Genomic DNA, 26,588 nt, shown 5'->3' on the forward strand with positions numbered 1-26,588 from the left:
ACTGTCTGCCGTCGGCGGCGCGAACCGTGTTTGGGCTTCAGTCGTGCAGGACCACTTGGTAGAGGTTGTGGTCCTGCCATTGTCCGGCAATTCGCAAGTACCGGGGGGCCATGCCAATGTGCTGGAAGCCGGCCTTCCGTAGCACCCGCTGCGAGCCAACGTTGTGCAGCAGCGTGCTCGCCTCGATGCGGTGCAGCCCGAGGTCGTCGCGGGCTACGGCGACTATCCCCTGGACCGCGGCAGACGCCAGCCCGCGGCCTGCATAGTCGCCATCGACCCAGTACCCGAGCACCGCGCTCTGGAATGGACCGCGAACGATTCCGGCAAGGTTGAACCGGCCCACGAGCGTATCCCCGGCAAACAGGCCGAAGGGACACCCCTCCCCGGCTTCATGCGCAGCCAGGCGGTTGGCGATGTCGCCACGCTGCCAGGTTTCGGTGTAATACTCCTCGGGCCGCACTGGCTCCCAGCGGGAGAGGTACACCCGGTTGCGCACATATGCCGCGGCGAGCGCTGGCGCATCACTGAGGCGCAGTACGCGCATGATGACGCTCTCGCTAAGTTGGTGCGATTCAATCATCGGTAAACATTAGTCCAGGTCGCCAGGTCCAGTCAGGTCCGGCCTGTGGATCAGCGACCGCTGGCTGAGACAGACCCTGGCAGTGCTACCTACAGCAGGGACTCCCTCGCGGATGTGAATTCCTGTTGACTGGAACGCAGCCCGACACGAACCACTTCCAAGCCGAGAGAAGGATCATCATGACTGACCAACCCAAGCAGCTCGGCGGCGGCCGAAGGATGTTCGGCGACTTCGCCCCGAAGCTTGCCGAGCTCACCGACGACGTGCTCTTCGAGGACGTCTGGAACCGGCCCGAACTCTCCGCACGGGACCGCAGCCTCATCACGGTGGCCGTGCTCACCGCCGGCGGGAACACCGACCAGCTGGGATTCCACCTCGGCCGCGCCATCGAAAACGGCGTGACCCAGGAGGAGCTCATCGAAGCCATCACCCATGTCACGCTCTACGCCGGCTGGCCGAAGGGCATGGGTGCGATGGGCGTCGCCAAGCAACTCTTCACAGACACCAAGTAAGGAACAGCATGCATATCGAACCCACCGTTCCCACCTCGAAAAACCCCGCGGCCCAGTTCGTCGGCGACGTGTGGCTCGACCCGATCGCACTGCCCCACGAATCCGGCCAGACCATGGTTGTCGCCACCGTCCGGTTCGCTCCGGGCGCCCGCACGGCCTGGCACTCGCACGAGCACGGCCAGTACCTTCGGGTCACCCAGGGCGTCGCACGCTTCGGCGGCCGCGACGGCACCATCATCGAAGTCCACCCCGGCCAGACGCTCTACACCCCGCCGGGTGAGGAGCACTGGCACGCTGCCGCCCCTGGCTGCTTCATGGAACATATCGCCATGCTCCAGAACGGCGAGGACCCCGCCAAGACCACCACCTGGCGCGAGCACATCACCGACGACGAATACAACGGAACCCCCCAGGCGTAACCCGGCCCTCCAGTTCACCTCGACGACGGCCCCGGAACCTCGTGGTTCCGGGGCCGTCACCTCAGGAAGCACATGGCCACGGACTCCACCCACCTGACCGCCACCCGTGTGAAAACGCGCGGCTTCGTCGCCGCGACGGTCTCCTTTGTCGCGGTCTTCGCAGCCGGCGCCACACCCATCCCGCTTTACGACACGTATCGGACGGTCAACGGCCTGACCAATGACGAGTTCTCACTGGTCGCCGTCGCCTACTTCGCCTGCGCTGTCTTCGCCCTGCTTGTCCTCGGCCGGCTCTCCAACCACCACGGACGCCGTCCCGTCTCCATCGCCGCGCTGCTCATCGCCGTGGCCGGCTGCATCACACTGCTCTTTGTGCACAGCTTCCTCCCGCTGCTCATCGGCCGCTCCCTCCAAGGACTCGCCGCCGGCCTGGCCTCCAGCGCGATCGGCGCCTACGCCGTCGACACCGCACCGCAGCGGCCCCGCTGGCTTGTCTCGACCGTCACCACCGCTGCCGCCACCGTCGGACTGGCCCTCGGCGTCTTCATCTCCGGAGCGCTCGTCGAATTCGCACCGGCCCCACGCGAGCTGACCTTCCTGGTGTTCGCCGCCCTCCTGCTCGGCTGCGCGGTCGCCCTGGCGACCCGGCCCGAGACGGTGGCCCGCAGCCGTGGCGCCTGGTCATCACTGATCCCCCGGCTCGCCGTCCCCCGGGCGTCCCGCCGCTACCTGCCCCTCGCCTCCAGCATCTTCGTCGCCACGTGGGCATTTGGCGGTTTCTTCACCTCGTTCGGCCCTTCCATCGCGGCCGATGACCTCGGCTCCCACAGCCCTCTCGTCGCAGCCGCCGTGTTCGCCTCCTATATGGCTCCGGGTTTCCTGGGCGGTTTCATCGCCGGGCGCTTCACGCCGGCGGCCGCGCAGCGCGTCGGGATGACGCTGGTCGCTGCAGCAGGTCTTGGCCTCACGTTTGCCAGCACCGCCGGAATCCTTGGCTTGTTCATCGGCGCGGGCGTCGTCGGCGGCATCGGAATGGGCATCGCCACCTCGGGCAGCATGAACACCCTCCTGCCTGAAGCGCTCCCGGGGCAGCGCGCCGGCCTGCTCTCGGTCATCTACGCCATTTCCTACACCGGCTCCGCGCTTCCCAGCCTGATCGCCGGCCAGGCAAGCCGAACCATCAGCCTTCCAGCAATCACCGCAAGCTACACCATCCTTGCCGTCATCGTCTGGATCAGCACAGTGGTTGCCGCCCGTAACCCGAGCAGCGGATAGCTTTCAACCAATGAAACTCCGTCTCGTTTCAGCCGGCGATGTCGGGGATGCTTCTTCAAGACCCCCATTTGGGCGAAACAGGAAAGAAGGAACCGATGTCCCTCAGCGTTGAGGAAATGAACCAGCAGCTGCCTGTGGCCAATGCCTTGCCCGGCGAAGCTGTCCCCTATTACATGGCGTCGGGGGAAGGTGCCCGGTACGAGATCAACGGCCAGCTCGTCACGGTGATTGCCCGCGCGGCCGACACCGGCGGGATCTTCAGCGCCGCCTACATTTCCGGCGGCATGGGGGCCGAATCGCCCTTCGTCAGCCATAAGGTGGAGCACAAAACCCTCTACGTCTTCGACGGAATCCTGCACGTCTGGCTGCCCGGCGAGAGCCGCATCCTCACCCCCGGCGACTCCGTGGTCATTCCGCCTGGAACACCCCACGCCTACCGGATGGCCAGCCACTACACCCGCTTCCTCACCTGGATGACCCCCGGCGGCGCGGAAGCCTACTACGAGCGCGTGGGCACTCCCATCGACTCCCACGTCCCTCCCGTCCGTGCCGGCCACAAGGCCAGCCGCCAGGAACAGGCAGCAGTCGGCGCCGAGTTCGGCATCACCTTCCCGGACGTTGAGAGGGTCACCCCCACGTTCAAGCACGACGCCGGCCTGCCGCCAGCGCAGAGCCCGTACTTCCTGAGTGCCCACGAGGGCGAGCGCCTGGCCAGCTACCAGACGATGTTTACCTACCTGTCCCGGCCGGCGAACACCGGCTCGAATTACTTCGCGGTGCACACCAAGGGCGCCAAGACGCCGTACATCCCGCTGCACTTCCACTCCGAGCACACCGAGAATTTCCTGTGCACCGAGGGCCGGATGTGGCTCTACGCGAACGGCCGCGAGATGCTGCTGACCAAGGGAGATTTCGTGCACGCCCCGGCCGGCACCGTCCACTCGTTCGCCTTCGATTCCCACAACACGCAGATGGTGGGGTTCCTGACGCCGTCGGTCTTCAATGGGTTCTTTGAGTACTTCAACAAGCCCACCGAGGACTACATGTACACCGAAGGCGGCACACCGTACATGGACATGGAAGGCTTCGGCCGGGCGCAGGCGGAGATGGACCTCACCGTGGTGGGTCCTCCCCCGCAGCGGCGCACTGCTCTGGAAATCTCTTAGTTCCTCCAGACCCAAGACCCAAGGCAAACCAATGGCCCGGACCTCCGAAAGGAAGTCCGGGCCATCTGGCTTTTAAAGCCCATCGACTGCTCCCCACCCGCACCCTAACCTCGCAAGCTCGGCCAGAAGCCCATCGACTGCTCCCCACCCGCACCCTAACCTCGCAAGCTCGGCCAGGGAACCCCGCGGGCGTGGGCCCACGTTGATGGCTAGCGGGAGGGGAACTGCCTGACCAGTGCCCGGCCGTAGTCGTTGCCGTTGGGCGTCCGGACCACGGTGTGCATGTGGAACGGCGCGGGGGTCTCGTTGTCGAGGAAGACTCCCGTGTGGTGGTCGAGTTCGAGGATGACCACAGGGCTCTGGATGCGGAAGTAGAAGGCGTCCCCGCCCTGCCAGCCGCCGATCCACGAGAACCAGGTTTCGGCGTAGTGTTCCCGGATTTCCCGGCGGCGGGCAGCGCGCGGCCCGGCGGGAAGATAGGAGATGGAGTCCTCGACAATCCTGTCCAGCAACGCCAGCGCGGACGGCGGCATCGCACTCACGGGAATGCCTTCGTAGGGAATCACGCGGTTGTCCTGGAAGCAGCCCGCGAGGTGCCGTTCGTCCCCGGGATGCAGCCGCCCCTCGGGCATGGCGGGATCCTCCATGTGTTCGAACACCACGGCGCCGGCCCGGAGTTCGGCCGGCAGGCCGGCCATGAGCTCCCGGGCCCACTGGATGCGTTCCTTGAAGACCTTCACGCCCTGGTGCGGGCCGGCATCGATGGTGTCCGGCTCGGCGCCGAGGAACACCGGCGAGACCACCAGCTGACTTCCGGCCACCAGGCAATTGAGCGCCACGTGGTGGCCGAACAGCTGCCAGCCCCACGGTTCCGTCCCGGAGGGCACCCCGTAGAGGGCGAAGTTGTAGCTGTACTCGTTCATGAGCAGCGGCAGGTCCACCAGGTCGCCCAGGAAGCCGTTGATCCGCATCAGGTTCCGCATCAGCGCATAACCCTCCGGGCTGAGGCTCGCTTCCACCACGCCCAGCGCGGCGTCGCGCAGAGCCGGATCCACCTCGTCCAGCCGCACACCCGTGTCGTGCTGCATGAACTCGGGGTTGGCCCAGCTCTGCCACTCGGGGGCGTCCACGGGGTAGCTCAGCCGGCTCATTTGGTCCAGCGAGGCCAGAGCCAGCAGCTTTTCGGCCGCTGCCACCATGTCCGCCGTCGGCGCCTCCTCCCCGGGCAAGGCATCAGCCAGGGGGAACAGGCCGTCACGGACCACGCCGTCGCTGGTCACCCCGGTGAACGGCCGGGGGTAGAGCTCCTTCCAGCCCTCGATCATCGGGCCGGCGAACGGATCATCCTTGGCCGCCTCCGCGTAGGACCGTGCATCCAGGCCGCGGACCTTGGCCACGCGCGGATGGTCGGGCTGAAACAGGTAATCACGAAATGACGGCGCTGACATGGGCGTTCTCCTCAGGTTCCAAAGAGTGGGTGTGGGTCCAGCCGGCGGCGATCCGCAGGGCGTTGGCGGCAGCCCCGGCGGAGGTTCCCCGCCACGCCACATGCTGGTCCGGGCGGACCAGGACGGCATCGGCAGCCCAGGTATCCGCCAGTGGGACGCCGTTCCGGTCAGGGCCCAGCGCGGCAACTGTCAGCGGAAGGCGCAGTGCGGCTGCCGTGGTCAGGACGGGCGCAAACGCGTCCTCGACGGCGGCCCCGGCCAAGGACGGGGCGTCGGCGAGAAGGGTAAACCCAACCCCCAGAACGTCGTAGACCGACGTGGAGTCATCGAGCCACACGTGCGGAAGGAGCGCGCCGGGGGCGGCTGACGGGGTGTAGCGGATGGGGTCCTCAGCCGGAACGGGCGACCCGTCCGGGACCACCAGCGGGGACGCCGCATAGGTGTAGCCGAGCACCAGCCCGAGGGAATCGAATTCACTTTGCTTGACGCCCAGCGCCGCGTGCGCGCTGGTACGGGCGGCGGCCCCGGCGGTCCCTTCGGCCTCGAGGGCCGGGTCGGCGAAGTGGTAGGCAAGCGCCTTGCCGTTGGCCGCGGCATCGCTGATGGTGCGCTCGGCCACGGGACGCCGCTCGAGTTCATAGCTGTCCAGCAGGCCGGGCCCGGCCCACCCGTCCAGGACGCCCGCGATTTTCCACGCGAGGTTCGCGGCGTCACCGATGCACGTGTTGAAACCGTGGCCGCCCCAGGGCGGATTCTGGTGTGCGGCGTCGCCTACCAGGACCACGCCGTCGTGCCCGTAGGAAGGTGCGAGGAGCATGCGTGCCGTCCACGGATCTGTGGCCATGACGTCAACTTCGACGTCGGCCCCCACCAGGGAGCGGACGAGGGCCACGGCATCCACGTCCGGTGAGCCGTCGTCGCGGTGGACCTCGACGCCCTGGATGATGGCCCACCACGTCTGGTCCAGGTCCATGCGGCCCACCATGCCGGCAGTCCCCGGGCCCAGGACCCAGTACTGGACGGCAGGGTCCAAAGTGATGGTTTCCGCCAGGTCAGCGGACCGGAAGAGAATACTGATGTTGGACAGGGCCGCGGAGCCGCCCTCCAGCCGCAGTCCCAAACCACGGCGGACGGTGGAGGAACCGCCGTCGGCTCCTGCCAGGAACGCGCAACCCACCGTGCGGCGCCGGCCGGCGGCGTCCGCCACCGTTGCCTGGTGACCGGATCCGGAGCCTGCGAACGACTCAACCCGGAGGCCCGTCAGCAGCGTGGCATGCGCCGACGCCGCCACGGCGTCACGAAGCACGGACTCCAGCACCGGCTGCGGTACCTGCTGCCCGCATTCGGGCTGCGGCTCGTAGCGGCCGGATTCGAGCTGGAAGGCGTTGGCGAAGCGGCGGATTTCGCGGCCCGTCAGAGACGTGCAGAAGATGATGTCCTGCGCGAACTCCACCGGCAGCGGTGCAGCCCGGCGCAGTGCCGTCGAAAGTCCCAGGCGCCGGAGGTGGGTCATGGTGCGCGCGTTGGTGGTCTTCGCACGCGGCCGGTCCGGATCGATGGACGTGCGCGGCTCGATGACAACGCTGTGAATCCCCCGCTGGGCGAGGTCGAGGGCAAGGAACAATCCGCTGGGGCCTCCCCCGGAGATCAGGACCGGACTGTCGGCCGGAAGATCCTCCAGGCGGGCGTGAGAGATGGCAGTCATCAGGCCCTCGCCCGAAGCGCCGCGCCGCCGATGGGGGTCGTCAACGTGCCCAGCCGTTCAATCTCGACTTCCACGGTGTCGCCGGCCTGGAGGAGCCACTGCGGTGTGCGGGCGTAGCCGACGCCCTCGGGGGTGCCGGTGGCGATCACGTCGCCGGGGTGGAGCGTGAAGGTTTCGCTGATCAGGGAGATGATGGCCGGCACGGAAAAGATCATGTCCCGCGTGTTGCCGTTCTGGACTTCGGTGCCGTTCACCCGGGTCCGGACCTGGAGGCCGTCCCGGAGGTCGCCCGCCTCGTCGCGGCTCACCAGGGGGCCGAGCGGGCCGGTGAAGTCGCCGTTCTTGCCCAGCGTCCACTGCGAGGTCAGCTTCTGCGCGCGCCGGGCAGTGAGGTCGTTGAAGGTGGAGTAGCCGAAGACGGCATCCTCCGCGGCGGCTTCATCAGCGGACTCAACGCGCTTGCCGATGTACGCGGCAACTTCGCCTTCCCAGTCCAGCCCTGCTTCGCCGCCCGGCACGGGAACCGGGACGTTGCCCACGGACAACGACGCCGTCCAGCGCCCGAACAGGGTGGGGTGCGGCGGCAGGTCCTGGTCCTTGTAGCTGCCCTCGGCGGCGTGCGCCTTGTAGTTCAGCCCCACGCAGATGACGCGGGCGGAGGCGGGGACCAGCGGCACTTCGGTGACGGTTCCGCGCTCAAGCGAGCTGCCGGCGTCGGCCGTTAGCGTGACTGCCTTGTCCTGCCAGCCCGCGGGATCGGTCCAGAATTCGGAGACCGGTGCGAGCGGGAAAAGGTGCGGGTCCACGAGGGCTGCAGCCCAGGACTCGCCACGGTGGTTGATACCAACAAACTGCATAGGGGGCCTTTCAATTCTTGCCCGGGCACGGGTGCCCGGGACGCTTAGGTCAGGGCGTGTGCGCCTGGCGGCGGAAAAAATCGATGGTGGCGTCAGCGGCCGTGGCGGCCGCGGCAGGATCCTGCCCCGGCAGCTGCCACATGTGGTCGGCGCCCTCAAGGTGCAAAAGTTCGACGTCGGTGCCCGCGGCTTCCAGCGCCGCGGCCAGGGTGGCGGACTGGGCCGGCGGAACGAAGCGGTCCGCCGTGCCGTGCGCCAGGAAGAACGGCGGAGCGTGGTCCCCCGCGTAGGTGATGGGACTTGCGGCGGCTGCCTTGGCCGGCGACTCGGCCGGCTGGGCGCCCAGGAGGAGCGCCTCCCGCGAGCCTGGATCATCGGCACTGGCCGCGGCGTCGGGCAGACGCTGTTCCCCCATGTGGAGGAGGTCCGTGGGCGGGTACCAGGCCGCGACGGCGGCAACCGTGTCGCTGACGTCCGTGGGGTCGCCGGAATCGCTGCCGTATTCCGAGGATCCGCCGGTCAGCCCCACCAGGCTGGCCAGGTGGCCGCCCGCGGAATCGCCCCACGCGTAGATCCTGTCCGCGTCCACGTTGAAGTCAGCGGCATGGGCGCGGAGCCACCGGACGGCAGCCTTCGCATCCAGCAGTTGGGCAGGGAAGGTGGCCACTGAACTCAGCCGGTAATCCGCCGAGGCCACTACGAACCCGGCGTCGACCAGGCGCTCGATCGGGCTCAGGCCCAGCGCGTCCACGGCGGGGCCAAGGGACGAGCGGGCACCTACCCGCCAGCCGCCGCCGTGGTAGTGGATGACCGCCGGCAAAGCGCCGGACCGCTTCGGCTCCGCGGGGAGGTAGAGGTCAAGCAGCAGCGGGGCTGAGCCCTCGGGGCGGGCGAACTCGATGCCCTTCAGAACCCGCCCTGCCGTCATCGTTGACTCCATGTCGTACCGCGCCGTTTCGTTCCTGCGCCGGACCACCACTGTGGACCGCGTCACCACTCAACTCTGGCGTACAGGGAGTCCGTCCCGCGTGGCCGCTTTCACTCAATGAAACAGCTTCGCGGCTGCGCTACTTCGGGACCGTCGACGGGGCGGCTCAGCCCTTGGCGTCCCGCAGCGGGCGGCGGGCCAGCCAGGCGGCGACGATGGCGCCGGAAACGTTGTGCCACAGCGAGAACACGGCCGACGGCAGGGCAGCCAAAGGGCTGAAGTGGGTGGTGGCCAGCGTCGCCGCCAGGCCCGAGTTCTGCATCCCCACCTCAAAGGCGAGGGCCCTGCGTGCCCTGCTGTCCAGCCGGCCGATCTTTCCGGCGAGGTAGCCCAGTCCGAGCCCGAAACCGTTGTGCAGCACCACGGCCAGGAACACGATGCCGCCTGCTGCCACGAGCTTGCTGGCGCTGCCGGCCACCACGATGGCCACGATCAGGGAGATCACGACGGCGGATGCCCAGGGAAGTGCCGGCAGGACCTTTGCCACGAACTTCCTGAGGAACAGCCGGGCCAGCAGCCCGGCCACCACCGGCAGCAGGACCGTCTTGGCGATGTCCAGGACCATGCCGGCGGCGTCGATCTGAAGATAGGAACCGGCGAGGAAGAGGACCAGCAGAGGGGTGACGACCGGGGCGATGAGCGTCGAGACGGAGGCGACGGCCACGGAAAGGGCAACGTCGCCCTTGGCCAGGAAGGCCATCACATTGGAGGCGGTGCCGGACGGCGCGCAGCCCACCAGGATCAGGCCCACGGCCAGCTCCGGTTCCAGGTTCAGGGCGACGGCGATCAGCCAGCCGGCGCCGGGCATGATCATGTAGTGCGCAACAATGCCCAGGGCAACGGCCCAGGGACGCTTTGCGACGGCGGCGAAGTCGGGCGGGGTGAGCGTCAGCCCCATGCAGAACATGATGATGCCCAGCAGGTACGGCACGCTGGGCGCCATCGGCTTGAACACGCCAGGGGCCAGGAAGCCCACGATGCCGGCAACCACCACCAGGAGCGGAAACACGGTCACCGCGACGCGGGCGATCCTGCTTTCCGCTGCCAATGCCGGGTTGAGGGGCGTTTCGCCCTGGGTGTGGTGTTTTGTTGCCTCAAGCATCCAATAATGCTGACACCTGGCGGCGGGTCAGCGCTAATTCGTGACCGGCGCAGGTAACAGGCAGCAGGCTTGCCAGTTGCGAAGCGGCCGTGGAGAATCCCTGCCCGGCCCTGACCGAGCCGTCAGACAGCCTTCGCCGAGGCCAGTTCCCGTGCCAGGAAATCCAGGACCGGCTGCGCCTCCGGGCTGCCTGCCGCGTGGTTGAGGTGGCCGTGGACTGCGCCGCGGGCCAGGAAGAAGGACACCGCAACCCCGGCGTGCTCCAGGTTGGCGGCGAAGAGCTCGGACGAGCCGCGGACGTCGTCGTACTCGCAGGCGACGATGGCCGTCGGGGGCAGCCCGGACGGGTCGGCGTAGCCGGGCATCGCATACGAGGATGCCATGCTCACCGGGCCGCCGACGTAATTCTCCGCGTTCCGTAGGCAGTCTTCGAGGGTGAAGCGCAGGTGCCTGGGAAGGGTGGCCATCACGTCCGCGTCCAGTCCGCCCGCAGGCGGCGGCAGCTCGGCGTGGAGGAAGGGGTAGGCCAGGAGGAGCTTCGCGGGAAGCGGCTTCCCGGCGTCGGTCAGGTACAGCGCTGCCCCCACGGCGAGGTTGCCGCCCGCGCCGGCCCCGCCCAGGCACAGGAGATCCGGATCCAGGCCGAGCCCGGCGGCATTCTTGCGGGCCCAGAACCAGCCGGTGAGGGCGTCGTCGTGGGGCACGGGAAAGTGCACGCCGTCGCGGGCCAGCCGGTAGTCCACGGACAGGACCGGCGTCCCGGCGGACGACAGCACCCGTGCCAGGTAGTCCGATTCGGGCATGTCCAGCCCACCGCTGACGAAGCCTCCGCCGTGCAGCCAGACCAGCGCCGGTCCGTCCGCGCGGCCCGCCTCGCCATAAATCCGGATCGCCACCGGCCCGTGCCGGCCATCGGCGGTGACAGTGCGGATGGGGACATGGGGGCCCACTTGTCCCGCGAGGGTTTCCGGGCCTTCGGGGGCAGCGAGGTATTCGGCGAAGCCCGCGTCGGGTGCCAGCGTCCCGTCGTCGGCAGCAGAGTAGGAGTCCCGCTGCCGGGCCGTCATGGCCTGCCCAGCTTGTCCGAGAAGAAGCCGACGGCGGCAGCAAGGATGGCATCAACCTGGTCCTCCGCACCGAAGAAGCAGTGGTCCCCGCCTTTGATGGTGACCACTTCATGCTCCACCCCGGCTTCCGCGAGTCCGGCGGCAAGAAGGTCTGTCTGTGCATGGGGCACCAGGCCGTCGCTGTCGCCGTGGATCAGCAGGAACGGCGGCGCGCCGGCGGTCACGTAACTGACCGGGCTGGCCGCGGCCAGGAGCGCGGGATCGTCCGAGCCGCCCACCAGCATGGGTCCGGGCTGAAGCGGCATCCCGGCCGGCACCGCCGCAGTCAACGCAGGCGGGAACAGTCCGGCCAGTTCGTCCCTGGGCGGGATCTGGGCGAGTGAGGAGGTCCCGTAAAAATCCACGACGGCGCTGATGCTGCTGGAGTGCCCCTGCGCGCCGAGGCCGCCGTGCAGGTCTTCCCGGCTTCCCGTCAGTCCCAGCATCGCGACCAGCTGGCCGCCCGCGGATTCGCCCCACGCCCCGAACCGGTCCGGATCGAGACCCAGGTCCTGCGAGAATTCCCGCAGATAGCGGACTGCGGCCTTCACATCGTGCAGCTGCGCCGGGAAGGGTGCCTCCACGGAATGCCGGTAATCGACAGTGGCACAGGCAATCCCCGCCTCGTTGAGCAGGCGGAACACCGAGTTCGGTTCGAAAGTGGGCGGCAGCTCGCGGCGGTCACCAAGCTGGAAGGCGCCGCCGTGGACCCACACCACCAGCGGCACGGATCCGGCTGCCTGGCGGGGAAGCCAGATGTCCATCTTGAGCGGCCGGAAGCCGATGGCCCGGGCATAGGTGACTTCCCGGTGCACGGCCGAGACGTCCGAGACGTTTTCGGGAACGCCCGGGGCGTCGTAGACAGGGAACGGCGGGACCTTGACGCCGCCCGGCCGGGCGGTATCGGGCAGTCCGGTTTCGTGGACCTCGGTGGCTTCGTTGACACTCATAGTGTGCTCCTTACGAGCTGTGGGTTTTCGGGATTTTCGCAGCTGGCTGCGGCAGTGAAGTGATGGGTTCCGGATCCGACGACGGCGGCACGCCCGCCGGGGAGGCGGACTTCGGCGGTGGTCCCCGGCGGGACAGCAGCGCGAAGCTGCAGCCCGCCGTCGTCCATGGTCCACTGCACCTCAATCAGGCCCTGCGGGCCCCGATGGGAAGTGGCCGCAGAAGTCAGCGCAGCCCCGGGGCGCGGCTCGATAATGATCCGCTCGTTGCCGGCGCTGCCGGGCGCCTGGCTGAGGCCGGCCGTATAGCGGTGGAGGAACGACACCACGGCACCCTTGCTGTAATGGTTCAGGGATTGGTGCGGGGTGCCGTCGGCGTCGAGTCCGTTCCAGAGCTCCCAGATGGTGGTGGCGCCGCGGTCCACCATCGCCAGCCAGGAGGGTTCCGAGTCCTGCATGAGGAGTTCGTAGGCCAGGTCCAGTTCACCGTTGTCGGCAAGGACGGGCAGCAGGTAGGGCGTGGCCAGGAAGCCCGTGCCCACGTGGGTGCCGGCAGCCCGGATCAGCGATACCAGCTGGGAGGTGACGGGGGCGCGCCGCCCGGGGCCCACAAGGTTAAAGGCCAGCGCGCGGACGCAGTTGGCCTGGCTCGGTTCGGTGACCTGCCCGGCGTCGTCCACGTATTCCGCCTCCCAGGCCTGCCGGACGTTCTCGGAGAGCTCAGTGAGCGCGGCGGCTTCTTCCTTGTGGCCGAGGGCGCCGGCGATCCTCGCCATCAGCGCGGTGGAGTTCCGGTAGTAGGCGGTGGCCACGATGCCGTGATCGGCTGAGCGGGCGGCAAACAGGTCCGGCTCCGGGCCGTCCGGTTCCATCCATTCGCCCCAGTGGAAGCCGGTGTCCCAGAGGTACTTCTCGTGATTCGCGGGGACCGGGCCGGCAGCAGCGCGGACCGGGTGCCGGCGAGATTCGGCGGTGGTCCGGACAAAGTCCAGCCAGCGCGTCATCGCGTCCCAGTTCTCGGCGAGGATCCCGGCGTCTCCGGTGGCCAGGTACAGCTCCCACGGCACCATCACGATGGCGTCGCCCCAGCCCGCCGAGCCGTTGACGAAGGCCATGAAGTCAGCGGCGGTGGTTGCCGGCCCGGGCGACGGCGAGATGTTGGCAATGACGCCGTTCTCCCACTGGTCGGCGCGGACGTCGTTGAGCCACTTGCGGGAGAATCCCGTCACGTCGTAAAGGTAGGCGGCCGTGGGCACAAACAGCTGCCAGTCCCCCGTCCAGCCGGCCTTCTCCCGCTGCGGGCAGTCGGTGGGGACCTCGCAGGCGTTGCCCCGGAGGCTCCACTGCACGATTTCGTGCAGTTTGTTCAGGCGGCTGTCGCTGCAGGTGAAAGTGCCCAAAGGCTCCAGGTCGGTCTGGACCAGGCATGCCGTCATGTCCTCCGGCGCCAGGTCCACGGGGAGGCCCCGCACGGACACGTACTGGAACCCGTGCGTTGTGTGCCGGGGCTCGAACACTTCCCCCGGACCGCCCGTCGCCGTCACCTCATCAACCTGCCCGGCGGACAGGAACTGTCCGGGGCGCTTGAAGTCATGCGGGCGCAGGTGGTCCTGCGTGACATCGCCGTTGGAATCCAGCGCCTCGCCGTAGACAAGGGTGACCGTCTCCCCTGCCGCACCGAGCCTGGTGAGGCGCACCCAGCCGTGGATGTTCTGGCCGAAGTCCACCACCTGGTGTCCGTCAGCCAGGCGGGCGATGGAGACCGGAGCGAGCTCCTGCACGATCCGGGTGGGCGGCGCCACCGGACCGGTCAGCGTTCCGTAGCTGCCGTCGCGGACGACGGCGGCACTCGCCGGAGGTGCGCTGCCGTCGGGAGCGTGCGGCATGCGGAAGTCGATCCGCTGCCCGCCCATCAGGTCCGCACTGACGATCTCCGTTGCGGACACCAACCACGACGAGTCGGTGCCGATGACCGTCCTGCTGTCCCCGGACACCAGTTCCAGCTGCGCGAGGAATGCCGTCTGCGTGCCGTACATGTCGGCGTCGCGCGTGTACCCGAAGGTTCCGCGGTACCAGCCGTCGGTGAGGACTGCGGTTACCGTGTTGATGCCGGGGCGCAGCGGTGCGGTGATGTCGTAGGTCTGGACCTGGAGGGTGGTGTTGTAGCTGGTAGAGCCCGGTGTGAGTTGCTGGTCGCCTACCCGCTGTCCGTTGAGGAAGAGCTCGTAGATTCCGTGCGCGGTGGCGTAGACGCGGGCTGTTTCCGGTGCTGCGTCCAGGGTGAAGGTCTTATGCAGGGCATAGCCGGGGCGTGCGCCGGGGGCAGGAACTTCAGGCTCGTCCGGGCCGATCCATTGCGCGGTCCAGTCCGAGGGGTGCAGCAGCCCAAGCTCCACGGGCATCGCCTCAGACCAGGCGCTTTCAGTTTCCGTGCCGTCGGCGTTCCTGGTCCAGGTCCGCACCCGCCACTCGAACCGGCTACGCGACTGTAGGGCCGGGCCGGAGTACGGAACCCGGGACCGCCCGGACGTAACCCGGCCCGTGTCCCAGCCGTTGGTCGCTGTGAGGTGGTACGCAGTTTGCGCTGTTGTGGCGGCCGACCCCGTTCCTTCAGGCACCGCCCAGCTGAGCCGCGGCTCGGTGGTGGTGATGCCTATCGCCTCGCGGAGATGCTCCACGCGAAGCCGGGCGGGCGCGGCCGGGGCCAGGAGGGTTTCCTCAACGCCGGCGTCGAGACTGGTGGAGGTCATGCAGGAAGCTCCTGAAGGTGGGATGGCTGGAGTTCCAGCTTCGTTTCCGGCCGGCACCCCCATACACCCTACTTTCATTGGTTGGAATGGTATTGTGCTCTAGCTCACGGACTGCGGTCCGAACCCGTAACGGCGCAAGGACCACAGGCCATGACTGTCCCTTTGGACACAGAAACGACTCCAGCCCGCGGGAAGCGGCCCAAGCAGGGCGAACCGGTCATTGACCGGGCGCTGAGCCTGCTCGCGGTCTTTTCCGACCGCCGTCGGGCGCTGACGCTCTCGGAACTTGCGCGTCACGCCGGGATGCCCGCGCCCACCGCGCTGCGCCTGATCGCCCGGCTGGTTGCGTGGGGTGCGCTGGAACGGCTCGACGACGGCCGGTACGTCGTCGGGGTCCGCCTGTGGGAGGTGGCATCCCTGTCGCCGCGCGGCCACGGGGTGCGCGAGATCGCGCTGCCTTACCTCGAGGACCTCTTCGAAGTGACCCGCCACCACGTGCTGCTGGCCGTCCGCGACAACGAAGAGGCCGTGCTTATCGAGCGGCTGTCCTCGAAGGACGCCACCGAAGTCGCGTACCGCGTGGGCGGGCGCGCTCCACTGCGGTCAACCGCCGTCGGGCTGGTGCTGCTGGCCGGCGCGGACCAGCAGTTCCAGGAGGCCACGCTGCGGAAGCCGCCGGAGAACGAACCCGGAGTGGACCCTATGCCCGAAGGCCAGCTGCGCCGCACCCTGTCCGATGTCCGGCGCACCGGGATTGCCATGATCCGCCGCTCAGCCCCCTCGCGCACGGTCTCGGTGGCGTCGCCGATCTATGACGCGCAGGGATCCGTGGTGGCCGCACTGTCCATCGTGGTCCCTGATGGTTCCACCCCGCCCAACGTGCTGGCGCCGGCGGTCCGCGCCACGGCGCGCGCCGTCTCCAGGAACCTGGGCCACCTTGCCGAGCTCAGCCCCGACGTAAGGACGCACTCCGAGGGGTGATCTCTGTGACTATCAACCGGGAATGGCGGCCATTCACAGGCCGGTTTGGCGGTTTTCGCACGGTTGCTCTGGTGGAAGTGTTTGGTCATTGGCGGCGTTCCATGAACGAAATCTCGAAGTACGCTATCCCAATGGATCAGGAGACGATACGGAAGTTGCAAAGGAGCAAAGGGACGCGGACCGGGCGGATCCCGGGAGCGCCTGACCGGCGGGAGATCCAGTTCTTACGCAACTCCGGTCGGCCGTGGATTGGAACTTTTAAAGGCGACCTGAGGGAGTTCCGCCGGCTGGCGGAGTATTGGCGTGAAGGGTATAACTTTTTGCGCTGGCGAAAGGCCTACCGGGACGACCCCGAACCCATAACGAGGAAGTATCGGCGTAGGCAAGACCCCTAAGCCTTGCTCATTCCTTGGATACCATCTGCTTTTTTGTGCGACGTGAGGCTTCGTAAGGTGAAACAGGAGGGCATGGCGACATCTTGTCCGGGATTCAGTACCGGCCTTTAATCACGAAGTAGGAGCCGCGGATGGTGCCGGCGAGCTTTGACTTTTGGCGCGCGAACTTGAAGCTTGACGCCAGCTCCTCCGGAACTTCCATGCCGTCGGAGAGCTTGAACCCTACCGCCCGCTTGCTTCCGTCCTCGATTCCGTACATCACGTTGATGGACAGGCCGGACTCGTAGAACACGTAGGCCATCCGGGTGCTGGCCACCTCGAAGGATGAAACCTCAAGCGGACGGGAGGAGATGGCGATATTGCGCTCGCTGGAGAGAATCCCGTGGATCCAGTCGAGCGTCTCCGGCGCGTCCCCTGCGGGCGTGACCGTGAAATCGTGGTCGTACTTGTTCTTGAAGTAGCGCGCCTCGTTGGCACGCAGCCCCGCCAGCGCCTCCGCAACGGGTGACGACTCCAGACCAACGGTGGACACGTTCTTGAAATCAACTGTGTACGGCATACATCCTCCTGGAAAAGTTTCCTTCGCACATCGTCGCAGACTGGTAGGACTATTGGTGGAGCAGGACGACCCATTAGCCCAGCCGTCAACGGGAGATGAGATGGGTAACTTCATCGCATGTCCGGACACGTCTGGAGGCGCGCCCCGGCAAACTTGAGGAGCTCAAGGTAGCCACGGTAGGTCTGGCCTACTTTCTCCTGCCACGGCGCCACAGTGGCATGACTAAGAATTCCAATGGCCACCCATGGCACGTGTCCGCCCGGACAGATACATCATGCGTCCGTCAGTACTGGTTCCGGTGCCCTAAGCGGGCCGGAGTGAAGCGCGCGGCGTTCGTGCGGGTCCGTGGGCGCGCCGGTAGATGAAGTATTCGGCCACGGCCAGGCTGATGACCCACGATGCCCCGATCAGCAGTGCCCGTGTCAGCTCGTCAATCGGTCCTACCAGGAGAATCCAGGGAATGGTGACGACAACGATGGTTCCCTGGGCTATGCCGATGGCGTAGGCGCGGGACTCCACTCACTGTGCCGGACGTAGTCCCGGCGCCGCACGGCAGTGAATCCCAGGACGATGAAAGCCGCCATGGCGGACCCGAAGACCAGCCGCAGGACGAGGAGAAGCGTGCCGTCCAGGGGCGGGAGGTCGTAGAAGATTGCCATCCACAGGCCGGACAGGGCGGCAAGCAGGCCGGTGGCGGCAAGGATGCGTCCGGCAATCTTGTGCCAGCTGGTCCTGCCGCGCTTGCCCCGGCGAAGCGAGGGTACGAACTGAAACGCCCCCAGCAGCAGCTAGACGGTGACGGCGGGGATGTGGATCAGCACGGGGATCGGCGAGTCGAAGAAGCGCGCGTTGTCCGGCGTCGTCTGACCCGCGGCTAATTCGGTCAGGCGCCCCGCCCCTGCGATTATCGGGACCAAGCTGAGGAAGATCAGGGCGGCGGGCACGAGCCATCGGGTACGGGGGTTGTTACGGGAGCGGGGAATGGTTGCAGTTGTCACGGTTTGGCTCTCTGGTTGGTGTCATCGGACGGCCGAGGACTTATCAGGTCGGTAACTCAGAAGTGTTTCGGCGAGGGCCTCATGCATGGGGGTCGCCTTGAGACCGAGCTTGTCAGCGATTTTCATACTGTCGACGATGAAGGGTTCCTCGAATTGGTACTGCATTTCGAGGAGTTCACGGACGGTGGGGTTAAAGAGGCTGAGACCGCGCAGGAGCAGCGGCGGCAGGGCTCGGAGCCTGGCGCGGGGCTGGCCGGCGAGTTTGTAGATTGTGTCGACAAGTTCTCTTGTCGTGCGGGTTTCGGGATCGTTGGGCAGATGCCAGATTTCTCCCGGGGCGTCGGGGTGTTCGCCGAGGACCGCGAGGCCTTCGCCGATGTCCGGGATGTAGGTGTACGTGTGGGGCTGGTCCGGGTCGCCGAGCACATTGGCGGTTTTCCCGGCAAGGGCTGCGGGGAAGACCCTGTCGCCGAGGTTGGATTGTGCGCCGCCGCGGGGGCCGAAGTAGTCGGAGGCGCGGCCGATGGCGACCTGAACGCGGCCGGCGTCGTGGGCCGTCAGGAGTTCTTGCGACATTCTGGCCCGGAGCTGGCCTTTTTTCGTGTGGGCGTTGTTGGCGCGGGTTTCCGTTAGCGGGTGGCCGTCGGGTCGTCCGTACGGGTAGACGTTTTCCATGCTGACCAGGCGGGCGCCTGTGGTTTCGGCGGCGGCGAGAATGCCGGATTGCAGGGCGGGGAACTGTGTGGCCCACTTGGCGTACGGCGGGTTCATGGTCTGATAGACGACGGTGGCACCGCGGGCTGCGTCGATGGCGAATGCGGGACGGCTGGCATCCCCGCCGACAACTTCCACGCCATCGGGAACGCGTGCCTGTCCTGACCGGTTCACGAGCCGGACGGTCTGACCGCGGTGCCGGAGGGCATCGAACGTCGCGAGACCGATGGCTCCGGTGCCGAAAATGACGTGCAATCCCGTACTCATGCTGTTGCCGCCGAGGGCGCCTGTCCGACACGCCGCTCCCTTGCCCGGGACGGCAGGATGGCGTGGAGCAGGAGTCCGGTGATCGCGGTGACGACGAATGCTCCGCTGGCGCCGAAGACGATGAATTGCTGGCCGACCTGGATCATAAACAGGGCAGTGACAGTCCACCCCAGGGCCCACAACGCTGGCATGGCTGCTGCCCAGATCCAGCGCCCGTGCGCATGGCGGGGCAGGGCCAATGCCTGGGCGGAACCGAGGACCAGTCCGTTGATGGCGCCCATCAGGGCAAGATCGGCGAGGGTCGTGCGGTAATTGACGGCGGCGGCGCCGAGGAACAGTCCTACGCTCATGCCGACAGCTGTCGCCGGGATCCACTTGCGGGCCTGCATCCGGCGGCTGCTCGTGAGTGTCTGGCCGCCGCCGATGATGAGCCCGGCGATGGCTCCGCCGGCCAGGGCAGCCAGTGGGCCGTCCACCCGTCCTATGACCGCGCTTCCGGCGAACCCGGCCAGCGGCAGGGCAAGGAACCCGGCGGTCCAGAGTAACCAGCCGCGAAGGAACGTCGTCCGGGATGCTTTGATGCGGTTCACGGGGATCAATTCCTTGTGCCGGGCGTCGGCTGCCGGGGTGCTGTGGGTGCTGAAGGGGTGGGAGCAACGGGGGTGGTGGCTGCGGGGCGGCTGCCGCGGGTGGAGCGGATCAGGATGCAAACGCCCAGTGCGGCCACCCACAATCCCCAGCCGGTGCTGCCGAGGAGGCCGGCCAGGTCCCAGACGGGGAATCCAGGGACCGCCGTGGCAAGGATGTCGCCCTGGTTCAGCAGGTAGACGATGCTGACGAGGAACCCGCCCAGGCCGAGCCAGCGCGGGAGAATCCCGCTGCGCAGGATGACCACGCTGAGTGTGACTGACCACGCGATGACAAGCAGCTGGCCCAGGTGTTCTCCGAGCAGCGCCCCGCCGAACTGGTGCTGCGCAGTCCAGGCGGCGTCCACCGCCGCACGTGTCGTTGAATCTCCCGTGACGTAGGAGCCGGCGAGGGGCGGAACGACGAACACCCAGCGCAGGAAGCCGATCAGGGACAGGAGCACAGAAGCGGCACCGACGTAGGTGGCGACCGTCATGGCCGGATGATCACGGAGGCCGAGAGCTACGGGCAGCAGCAGGAGTGGTACGGCAAGGAGCCCGTACGTCCAGGCCGTCGCAAACCAGGTCCAGACCAGCCCGGGTCCGCCGGCCGCGAAGGCCGGCAGCACAACGCTGGCCGGCTCCCGCAGGATGTCGGGCCAGTCAAACGTCACCGACAACGTTGTGGCAGCCGCGGCGAACGCGAGGGCGCTCACGACGAACAGTGCCCCTGTAACCCGTAGGAGCTTCCTGCCTGTGTCAGTGGTTGTCATGGCGTCTGTCCTTCCGAGAATGGTGTACACCGTACAATGGTGTACGATGTACAAACACTGTACGCCGTACAGCCAATTGTCAACAGAGGATCCGAAAAGATGACGTCACCAGCCAGGAAATCCAGGCCCGGACCCCGGCGTACCCTCACGGAGGAGGAGATCCTGGAGGCCGCCCTGAACCTTCTGGATGAGGGCGGCATGAAGGCAGCGTCCATCCGGGGCATCGCCGCGCGGGTCGGCGTCGCCCCGAACGCGGTCTACACCTACTTTCCTGACAAAGCCGCGGTGGTTCAGGCAATTGTCGAGCACCTGCTCGGGCTGGTTGACCATGCGGTCTTCGCGGACCGCGACATGCCATGGCGCCAACGAATTGAAGCTCTCGCCTTGGAGTTGCGGGAACGCCTCACCGCGCACCCGGGCGCGGTCAACCTGATGATTGGCGGGCCGATGAACGGCCCGCACGCACTGGCCCTGAACGAACGCCTCATGGGGATTTTCGTGGATACCGGCCTCACGCCGTGGGACGCCGCCAAGGCGGCCTATCTGCTGATCGTTTACGTCTTCGGCTCGATAGCCCTGGAAGTCGCGGAGTCCGGCGGAACACATAGGTTGCCGCCGGAAGCAGAACGGATAGCAGCACGCCAAGCCGGCTTTTCCGCCATCCCGCCCGAAACCCACCCGCTGTCCGCCGCCGCAGTAGGGACAATGGCCGGCTACATATCCACTGAGCAATACATGTGGGGGCTCCGCAAAGTGCTCGACGGCATCACTGCAGTGCCCATTGCAGAGGCGGGCACATCCAACGCACTTGCCAGCTAACTAACGGCATGGTCCCTGTGACTGTTAGTCGAGAATGGCGGTTTTTTCACAGCTGGGTTTGCCGGTTTCCGCACCGTTGGCCTGCTGGACCTAATCGCTCCTTTGCGGCGTTCCGTGGTGGCTTGGTCTCGCCTTCAGGGAGCATGGCGCGTTGCGGCTAGCCCTTAAGTGCTCGCGACCGTCTATAGAACGTTGCTCGGGACATTCCGAGATCGCGGGCAACCTGCGCAGCGGGGTCGCCGCCTTCAACCAGGCGGACAGCATTCTGAATCTGGCTATCAGTGACCCGGCGGGGCCTGCCGCCAAGTCCGAGGCCAGCCTCGCGACGCTTGTTAATGGAGTCCGCGACGCGTTCGCGCTTGATCTCGTGTTCCATCTGCGCGAGGGCGGCCATGATCGTGAACAACATTGCGCCCATCGGTGTTGCGGTGTCGACGTCACCTCCGCCCAGGTTCAGCACCCGCAGACCGGCGCCCCTGCCGCGGAGTTCATCGGCGAAGGCGAGCATGTTTTGGGTGGATCGGCCGAGCCGGTCCAAAGTCGTGATGACGAGGGTGTCACCCTGGATGAGCGCGTCGAGTGCCCGATCGAACTCTGGTCGCGAAGCACGCGCCCCGGAGACTCCATGGTCGATGTATAGGTCATCGGGTCGAACGCCGGCGGCGAGTAGATCTGCCCGTTGCCGGTCGGTGGATTGCTGCCGTGTCGAAACGCGTGCATAGCCAATAAGTTTCGACATGCTGCCTCCGAATGTGTCTCGTAACTAATGATTAGTATGCCGATTCCACCAAGGGGTTTCGAGACATAGTTATGAGAATGGCCTGGTGCTGGGAAAGCCATGTGATTGCACAGGAACCAGAACCTGCGGACGCGTTGCTTTCCTCTGCCTTGAGACGCCTCGCATCCCAAGGGTTATGCGACCCTTCTTTCGTGCGGGACCCCTTGCAATTGTGTGGAGAGGAGCTAACCTCGCCCTAGGGTGCTGTCTGCGTCAGCCCTTACGTTCGTATAATGAAAGCCGGTTCGATCGAAAGGATAGCGACGTGGCGGATTTCTTGCGGGTCGAACTCGAGGACGGTTCTGTAGCGTTGTTCGAAGCTGCGGAGAGCGATTTAGTTTCGATGCATTCGGGAAGCCCAGACGTCGAAGATGCAGGGGAAGCGACCACGGAGCGTCTCGAAGGAGTTGCCCAAGCTGCGGCCGTCATGGCGAAAAAATTGCGGGCTTCGCTCAACCCCGATGAAATCTCTTTGGAAGTCGCGGTAGGCCTTTCCGGTGAAGTCGGCTGGTTCTTCGCGAAGTCCACTGCCAGCGGTTCAGTGAAGCTGACCTTAAAGTGGGCCAGTGGCCGGGGATCCGGTTCCTGAGGTCGCGTGATGGCGGGGTGGGAACAGCAGGTGCTGGCGGCTACCGCAGAGATCTTAGATGACCGCCAGAAACGAATCGGTTCTGGTGTTTTGATCGGTGGGGCACGTGTGCTCACTGCCGCGCACGTCCTCCATGCCAAGAGCGGATCGATGCCTACGGTTTTTGTCCGGTTCGCCACTGGCGTGCTGCACCAGTGCACTTGCAAGGTACCGGACGAGGCTGATGTTGCCATGGTGGCCCTGCCGAAAGGATTGGCTGTCTCTTTGCCGCCGCCCGTGGAAGTTGCGGCACCCGAGCGGAGGCTGCCCGACCACGTGCGAGTAATGGGGTTTCCTTCAGCGGAGCGCATGGCTAACGGGGTATGGCGCTCATTCCGTGTGCGCGGCCCTGCCGGTGCTAGAGGCGAGTACCGCCAGTTGGACTGGGAGGATGCTACCGGATCGTTCAAGGGCCACTCGGGTGGTCCAGTAGTGGATGATGCCACGGGCGAGTTGGTTGGGATCCTTACCGAAGGATCGGAAGCAGGGAGGTTTGACCGGTTCCTGGGAATACGCGGCATAAGCAAGATCTTCGAGGGGCTACCCACTCGATGGGTTTTCGCCGGAGAAGAAGCCCGGACACACGTAACCCGACGCGCCCTTGGGCACCTTTCCAACGACGCCCGGGAAGGTGACTTGTTCACTGGGCGCGAAGCGGCACTGGCGAAAATCAGCGAGTGGCTGGAAACCGGGCATGAGGTTGGTAGGCCCTTAGTGCTGACAGGACAGCCGGGGGCTGGGAAGTCAGCCGTTCTGGGTCGGGCCGCCCTACTAGGGGAAAGACTGGGACTCCGAGCGGGTCTGGTCTTTCACGCCCGCTCGGCCACCTACCCTCAGTTCCTGGACGGTGTTCGTCAGGTGATGGATCTCGACCGGGACGAGGATGTGCTGGTGGGCCTGCAGCGAGGTGTCCCGGCACGCGGCTTGGCGGTGATGGTGGATGCTCTGGATGAAGCAGCGACGCACCGGGATGCGGAGCAAATCGCCGGGACTTTGGCAGGTGTGGCAGGGGTGCCTGGAGTGGCAGTAGTGGTCGCCACAAGGCCAGGTGCGGCTGGCAGGACTCGTGTGAACGGAGCTCTTCTTTCCCTGCTGAATGTTCCCGGGGCGCAGGCCTCCAACCTCATGGACTTAGACTCCGATCCCTATTTCGATCCCATAGCGTTGGCGACATTCGCCGCTAGTTTGCTTACCCAGGAAGAAGCCGACTTTCCATACCCCGCTGACGGAGCATGGCCGCGCTACAGAGAGGACCAGCAACTGACTTACCGCTTGGCTAAAGCCATCGCAGACCGCGCCGCGAAAAACTATCTCGTCGCAGCTCTGACCGCTGTTTTCCTCTCGGAAAACCTGCCGGTCGTTGATCCCGATGCGCCCGATTTTGACCCAAGGCAGTTGCCCGCCAAGATCGGGGAGGCTCTGGATAAGGTTATCGATCGGCAGCCTGAGGCCATGGCCCGTCTAACTAGGGGACTGCTCACCGCGTTGGCCCACGCAGAAGGCTCGGGTATCTCCGATGACTTGTGGCTCGGGTTCGCAAACGCTTTGCACTATGAGGCAGGGCCCGCGTCCCTGCGCGACTTCAAGACCAGTGCTGTTGCCGACTTCCTGCTCGAAACAAGCACCGATGGTGTAGGTGGAATTACGCGGCTGTTCCATCAGGCCCTTACGGACGAGCTCCTTAATCCCAGCGACCGGAGGGACGCCGCCGCGATCTACAAGACAATCCTCGCCCACGTTAGCGAGGTCGGCGGTTGGGCCCGAGCCGATGACTACGCACTAACCCATGCCCCTGCCCATGCCCTTAAAGCAGGCCAGCTTGCCGAGTTTCTCACGGATTCTGAGGTGTTGGCACACTGCAATTCAGCCCTACTTACCAGCGTGATTCTGGAAGACGACAATGTGCGCAAAAGCCCCATAGGGCACACCTTCATTCGTGCCGCTGGCCACCTTATGCGTCTGCCGCCCGGTCGAGAGCGAATTGACCTGCTGAGTCTCACTGCGGCGCACCTAGGTATCGTCGTACATTTGAAGAAATCACGGGGTTGGGCTGTCACTTGGGCTCATAGCCTCGGCCAGTCGCACCAGCTACTCACCGGCCACACGGGCACGGTAGCGGCGGTGGCGGTGGGGCGTCTGGGCGGCGCTGATGTTGTTCTCTCTGGTGGGGCAGATGGGAGCGTGCGCGTCTGGGATGAGCACGGCGCCCCCACTGGCAAACCGCTGGAAGGTCACCAATACAGGGTGAATGCGGTGGCGGTCGGGCGTCTGGGCGGCAGGGAAGTTGTTGTCTCAGCCGGATGGGGCCCCAGCCTGTGTATCTGGAATGAGCACGGTGCTCCCATCGCGAACCCGTTCAAAGGCCACAAGGAAGGTGTCTACGCGGTGGGGCGCCTGGCAGGCCACAACGTTTTCGTCTCTGCCGGATGGGATGGGTACGTACGCGTCTGGGATGAGCACGGCACTCCCATCGGCAAACCGCTGGAAGGTCACCAAAACGGGGTGAATGCGGTGGCGGTGGGGCGTCTGGGTGGCAGGGAAGTTGTCGTCTCTGCCGGATGGGGCCCCGGCCTGTGTATCTGGGATGAGCTCGGCGCTCCCATTGGGAGGAAGCTGCTGGAAGGCCACAGGGAAACCGTCCACGCGGTGGCGGTGGGGCGCCTGGGCGGGCGCGACGTAGTTGTCTCCGCTGGCTGGGACGGGAGCGTGCGCGTCTGGGATGAACGCGGCGCTCCCATTGGGAAGCCGCTGGTAGGCCACCGGGAAAGCGTCCACGCGGTGGTGGTGGGGCGTCTGGGCGGGCGTGACGTAGTTGTCTCTGGCGGGAGGGATGGGAGCGTGCGCGTCTGGGATGAACGCGGCGCTCCCGTCGGGAGCCCGTTCAAAGGCCATCAGAATGAGGTGAATGCCATTGCGGTGGGTCGTCTGGGCGGCCGCGACGTTGTTATATCCGCGGGGGCGGATGGAATTGTGCGCGTGTGGGAGGAGCAAGGCGCTCCCATCGGACATCCGCTGGAAGGCCACTGGGACACGGTGTACGCGGTGGCGGTGGGGCGTCTGGGCGGGCGTGACGTAGTTGTCTCTGGCGGGAGGGATGGGAGCGTGCGCGTCTGGGATGAACGCGGCGCCCCCATTGGGAAGCCGATGGAAGGCCACCGGGAGAGCGTCTACGCGGTGGCGGTGGGGCGTCTGCATGGCCGTGACGTCGTTGTCTCAGGCGGGGAATATGGGAGCGTGCGCGTCTGGGACGAACACGGCACCCCCATCGGAAACCCGCTTAAAGGCCTCAAAAGTAAGGTGGTGGCGTTAGCTGTAGCTCCTCTGGGCGGCCGCGACGTTGTTGTCGCTGCCGGATGGAATGGAAGCATACGCATCTGGAATGCTCGCGGCTCTCCGATCGGTAAGCCACGAAGCGGTCACATAGGCTGGATGTATGCGCTGGCGGTGGGGCGTCTGGGCGGCCGCGACGTTCTTGTCTCCGCTGGCTGGGACGGGAGCGTGCGCGTCTGGGATGAACACGGCACCCCCATCGGAAACCCGCTAAGAGGTCACCAGAGTGAGGTGTACGCGGTGGCAGTGGGGCGTCTGGGCGGTCGGGACGTTGTACTCTCTGGCGGGGCGGATGGGACCGTGCGCGTCTGGGATGAGCAAGGCGCTCCCATTGGAAAGCCGCTGGTAGCTCAGCAGGACTCGGTGTTTGCGCTGGCGGTGGGGCGGCTAGGCGGCCGGGACGTTATCGTCTCCGTGGGGCAGGATGGGAGCGTGCGCGTTTGGGATGAGTACGGCGCTCCTGTCGGGAACCAGCTGACTTTTCTCGCAGAAGTCCGGGCAATAGCCTTGGGCGACTCTGTCCTCGCCGTAGCAACGGGACATTCTGTTGCACACTTCAAATGGGACTGAACTCAATTTCAACATAAGAATGGGTTGCGCGACAGCTTTGGCAGCCCCTTAGTCAAGTGTCCGGACCCTCAAGGCGTTACTTCGCCCAGGATGGCCACCTCCCCCGTCCAGTCGCTCGTTTTAGCAGTCAGAGTTCGTCCTCTTCCATGCATGCGTCGCGGTGATGGATCCCCCTACGGACAGCAAACCCTTCTCCAAGTCGGACTTAATGTGTCTCGAAACCTCCGTGCCTCAAAACGCTAGAGATTCAAGACACCGGGACGCACTGTCAGTACTCTACGGACGCGCCGCCCAG

Annotated in this window: 25 protein-coding genes; 8 read left to right on the top strand and 17 right to left on the bottom strand. The window is 66.2% G+C overall.

Annotation, left to right across the window (positions count from 1 at the left end):
• Positions 1-37: 37 nt before the first annotated feature.
• Positions 38-580: a GNAT family N-acetyltransferase gene (locus tag IAQ70_RS09465; RefSeq protein ID WP_190989064.1), complete on the bottom strand. Its 543-nt coding sequence runs from the start codon at positions 578-580 to the stop codon at positions 38-40.
• 179 nt (positions 581-759) lie between these two features.
• Between IAQ70_RS09465 and IAQ70_RS09470 the strand changes: the two genes are divergently transcribed.
• The 4 genes from IAQ70_RS09470 (at position 760) to IAQ70_RS09485 (ending at position 3,952) form a co-directional block, all read left to right on the top strand.
• Positions 760-1,092 carry a carboxymuconolactone decarboxylase family protein gene (locus IAQ70_RS09470; protein WP_190989065.1) on the top strand — a complete coding sequence of 111 codons (333 nt, stop codon included), beginning with the start codon at positions 760-762 and terminating at the stop codon, positions 1,090-1,092.
• Between the two features lie 8 nt (positions 1,093-1,100).
• Positions 1,101-1,511, top strand: a complete 411-nt coding sequence (locus tag IAQ70_RS09475) for a cupin domain-containing protein (RefSeq protein WP_190989066.1) — start codon at positions 1,101-1,103, stop codon at positions 1,509-1,511.
• A 72-nt stretch (positions 1,512-1,583) separates the two neighbouring features.
• Positions 1,584-2,786 (top strand): MFS transporter, encoded by a 1,203-nt coding sequence (locus IAQ70_RS09480; protein ID WP_190989067.1) that lies wholly within the window; start codon positions 1,584-1,586, stop codon positions 2,784-2,786.
• Positions 2,787-2,881: 95 nt separating this feature from the next.
• A complete protein-coding gene (locus tag IAQ70_RS09485; protein ID WP_190989068.1) occupies positions 2,882-3,952 on the top strand; it encodes a quercetin 2,3-dioxygenase in 1,071 nt (356 codons plus the stop codon).
• 209 nt (positions 3,953-4,161) lie between these two features.
• Here IAQ70_RS09485 and IAQ70_RS09490 read toward each other — a convergent pair whose 3' ends face one another.
• The 8 genes from IAQ70_RS09490 to IAQ70_RS09525 all read right to left on the bottom strand — a co-directional run bounded on the left by IAQ70_RS09490 (position 4,162) and on the right by IAQ70_RS09525 (position 14,855).
• A complete protein-coding gene (locus IAQ70_RS09490; protein ID WP_190989069.1) occupies positions 4,162-5,400 on the bottom strand; it encodes a DUF3500 domain-containing protein in 1,239 nt (412 codons plus the stop codon).
• Entirely contained in the window at positions 5,378-7,105 is a 1,728-nt protein-coding gene (locus IAQ70_RS09495) for an FAD-dependent monooxygenase (RefSeq protein ID WP_190989070.1), read from the bottom strand. Before IAQ70_RS09495 ends, IAQ70_RS09490 begins: the two co-directional genes overlap by 23 nt.
• Positions 7,105-7,962 carry a fumarylacetoacetate hydrolase family protein gene (locus IAQ70_RS09500; RefSeq protein ID WP_190989071.1) on the bottom strand — a complete coding sequence of 286 codons (858 nt, stop codon included), beginning with the start codon at positions 7,960-7,962 and terminating at the stop codon, positions 7,105-7,107. The genes IAQ70_RS09495 and IAQ70_RS09500 overlap by 1 nt, the downstream gene beginning before the upstream one ends.
• A gap of 49 nt (positions 7,963-8,011) precedes the next feature.
• Positions 8,012-8,956 carry an alpha/beta hydrolase gene (locus tag IAQ70_RS09505; RefSeq protein WP_317983620.1) on the bottom strand — a complete coding sequence of 315 codons (945 nt, stop codon included), beginning with the start codon at positions 8,954-8,956 and terminating at the stop codon, positions 8,012-8,014.
• Between the two features lie 100 nt (positions 8,957-9,056).
• Positions 9,057-10,052: a bile acid:sodium symporter family protein gene (locus IAQ70_RS09510; RefSeq protein ID WP_190989072.1), complete on the bottom strand. Its 996-nt coding sequence runs from the start codon at positions 10,050-10,052 to the stop codon at positions 9,057-9,059.
• Between the two features lie 122 nt (positions 10,053-10,174).
• Positions 10,175-11,119 carry an alpha/beta hydrolase gene (locus tag IAQ70_RS09515; RefSeq protein WP_190989073.1) on the bottom strand — a complete coding sequence of 315 codons (945 nt, stop codon included), beginning with the start codon at positions 11,117-11,119 and terminating at the stop codon, positions 10,175-10,177.
• Positions 11,116-12,108, bottom strand: coding sequence for an alpha/beta hydrolase (locus tag IAQ70_RS09520; protein ID WP_190989074.1), 993 nt, complete (start codon positions 12,106-12,108; stop codon positions 11,116-11,118). The genes IAQ70_RS09515 and IAQ70_RS09520 overlap by 4 nt, the downstream gene beginning before the upstream one ends.
• Positions 12,105-14,855, bottom strand: coding sequence for an alpha-L-rhamnosidase (locus tag IAQ70_RS09525; RefSeq protein WP_190989075.1), 2,751 nt, complete (start codon positions 14,853-14,855; stop codon positions 12,105-12,107). The genes IAQ70_RS09520 and IAQ70_RS09525 overlap by 4 nt, the downstream gene beginning before the upstream one ends.
• A gap of 150 nt (positions 14,856-15,005) precedes the next feature.
• Here IAQ70_RS09525 and IAQ70_RS09530 point away from each other — a divergent pair, with 150 nt between their 5' ends.
• The gene (locus tag IAQ70_RS09530) at positions 15,006-15,836 is read left to right on the top strand and encodes an IclR family transcriptional regulator (RefSeq protein ID WP_190989076.1); all 831 of its coding nucleotides are present in this window, start codon (positions 15,006-15,008) and stop codon (positions 15,834-15,836) included.
• Between the two features lie 489 nt (positions 15,837-16,325).
• On the opposite strand, the gene IAQ70_RS09535 is transcribed toward IAQ70_RS09530, so the two are convergent.
• From IAQ70_RS09535 to IAQ70_RS09555, 7 genes are all read right to left on the bottom strand, one after another.
• The gene (locus IAQ70_RS09535; protein ID WP_190989077.1) at positions 16,326-16,790 is read right to left on the bottom strand and encodes a phage tail protein; all 465 of its coding nucleotides are present in this window, start codon (positions 16,788-16,790) and stop codon (positions 16,326-16,328) included.
• A 303-nt stretch (positions 16,791-17,093) separates the two neighbouring features.
• Positions 17,094-17,309: a DUF2306 domain-containing protein gene (locus IAQ70_RS22685; protein WP_223859712.1), complete on the bottom strand. Its 216-nt coding sequence runs from the start codon at positions 17,307-17,309 to the stop codon at positions 17,094-17,096.
• Complete coding sequence (locus IAQ70_RS22690; protein ID WP_223859794.1) at positions 17,279-17,578, bottom strand: DUF2306 domain-containing protein; 300 nt, start codon at positions 17,576-17,578, stop codon at positions 17,279-17,281. The genes IAQ70_RS22685 and IAQ70_RS22690 overlap by 31 nt, the downstream gene beginning before the upstream one ends.
• Entirely contained in the window at positions 17,579-17,788 is a 210-nt protein-coding gene (locus IAQ70_RS22695; RefSeq protein ID WP_223859719.1) for a hypothetical protein, read from the bottom strand.
• 21 nt (positions 17,789-17,809) lie between these two features.
• Positions 17,810-18,769: an NAD-dependent epimerase/dehydratase family protein gene (locus IAQ70_RS09545; protein ID WP_190989078.1), complete on the bottom strand. Its 960-nt coding sequence runs from the start codon at positions 18,767-18,769 to the stop codon at positions 17,810-17,812.
• Positions 18,766-19,359: a hypothetical protein gene (locus IAQ70_RS09550; protein WP_190989079.1), complete on the bottom strand. Its 594-nt coding sequence runs from the start codon at positions 19,357-19,359 to the stop codon at positions 18,766-18,768. The genes IAQ70_RS09545 and IAQ70_RS09550 overlap by 4 nt, the downstream gene beginning before the upstream one ends.
• A 5-nt stretch (positions 19,360-19,364) precedes the next feature.
• A complete protein-coding gene (locus IAQ70_RS09555; protein ID WP_190989080.1) occupies positions 19,365-20,168 on the bottom strand; it encodes a DUF4386 domain-containing protein in 804 nt (267 codons plus the stop codon).
• Between the two features lie 99 nt (positions 20,169-20,267).
• Here IAQ70_RS09555 and IAQ70_RS09560 point away from each other — a divergent pair, with 99 nt between their 5' ends.
• Positions 20,268-20,987 (top strand): TetR/AcrR family transcriptional regulator, encoded by a 720-nt coding sequence (locus tag IAQ70_RS09560; protein WP_190989081.1) that lies wholly within the window; start codon positions 20,268-20,270, stop codon positions 20,985-20,987.
• Positions 20,988-21,144: 157 nt separating this feature from the next.
• On the opposite strand, the gene IAQ70_RS09565 is transcribed toward IAQ70_RS09560, so the two are convergent.
• Positions 21,145-21,726, bottom strand: coding sequence for a recombinase family protein (locus IAQ70_RS09565; RefSeq protein ID WP_190989082.1), 582 nt, complete (start codon positions 21,724-21,726; stop codon positions 21,145-21,147).
• A 304-nt stretch (positions 21,727-22,030) separates the two neighbouring features.
• Between IAQ70_RS09565 and IAQ70_RS09570 the strand changes: the two genes are divergently transcribed.
• Complete coding sequence (locus IAQ70_RS09570; protein ID WP_190989083.1) at positions 22,031-22,354, top strand: CU044_2847 family protein; 324 nt, start codon at positions 22,031-22,033, stop codon at positions 22,352-22,354.
• A 9-nt stretch (positions 22,355-22,363) separates the two neighbouring features.
• On the top strand, positions 22,364-26,293 hold the full coding sequence (locus IAQ70_RS23165) for a trypsin-like serine protease (RefSeq protein ID WP_343999261.1): 3,930 nt from the start codon (positions 22,364-22,366) through the stop codon (positions 26,291-26,293).
• Positions 26,294-26,588: the final 295 nt, after the last annotated feature.

This window comes from Pseudarthrobacter sulfonivorans, assembly GCF_014712225.1.
Taxonomy (GTDB): domain Bacteria; phylum Actinomycetota; class Actinomycetes; order Actinomycetales; family Micrococcaceae; genus Arthrobacter; species Arthrobacter sulfonivorans.